This is a genomic window from Kluyvera intermedia (assembly GCF_021440345.1).
GTDB classification, from domain to species: Bacteria; Pseudomonadota; Gammaproteobacteria; order Enterobacterales; family Enterobacteriaceae; genus Kluyvera; species Kluyvera intermedia_A.
In genome coordinates this window covers 1-968 of the sequence record NZ_JAKCNS010000170.1, presented here as the reverse complement: position 1 = coordinate 968, position 968 = coordinate 1, and the positions used below count along the sequence as shown (strand labels likewise).

Annotated in this window: 1 pseudogene; it reads left to right on the top strand. The window is 43.2% G+C overall.

The window, feature by feature from the left end:
• Nucleotides 1-591: 591 nt before the first annotated feature.
• A pseudogene (locus tag LZ634_RS22540) lies at nucleotides 592-968 on the top strand (hypothetical protein); the annotation flags it as partial.

Here is a 968-nt window from a genome sequence, read left to right as displayed (position 1 = left end):
CAAACCTTGCGGCGATGCTATCACGGATATTTAAATCTGTAAATAAATCATATTTATTTTTTTATCTCTCCACCCTATCGGGTAATTCCGGCGCAGCACATCAGCATAATCTGATTCATATAACGCATCACGAGCCATTAAAGGGCTACAGCCAGTACAAAACCATGCTTTAGCCCTAAAACAGCCCATAATCGCCCCCACGCAACCTCTGGTCACAATTTATACCAATTTCATTTAACTGTATAAATGAACAGCGCCGTATATGCCGGAATCCTGCCATCAGACAGGCTCAGCACACCCTGCCCTGACCCGTATTTACAGTGCCTGTAGCACATTCTGAGCGCACTAGTGCATGATAAGGCATGAATGCCACGCCCACTCAGTGACAGTCGCAGAGCGGTACTGGTAGAGTGCTACGATACCTGTCACATTGCATTGTCTGTATTATTTTTATTTTTTATTTTTTGAATGGATTCTTTAATTTAATTCCTGACCTCCACCCGGAGTGCTGGCCTGACAGAAGGTAAAGGGAAAAGTAGGACCCGACCCGATTCTTTTTCCCCTTTTCATTCGTCACCCAGGAAATGTCAGATGCCTTACTTTCGAAATAAGAAATATCATCAGAACTACAGCCATAACACTTTGTTTCCCGGCGCTGTATTTACCACGAAGCATAATGGTGAATGCTCCATTCTTGGTCGTTCGGAAGATAAATCAAGGCGTGGATATTATGTTGTGGAATTTAAGGATAGCGGCATAGTTAAGGAGGCTTATGGTACGCATATTAAATCGGGTGTAGTCTCAGATGATGCCTTTCCGTCCTCAGAAGAGGAGCGAATAACATTATTAATGAGGCCGCGTTATTATGATGTGGGATATATTGGAAATGGAAGACACTCCACTATTGAAAATGCCAGAAGTCACCAGAGAACAAGGTCATTCATTCTATGGCATAACATGCTGGCAAG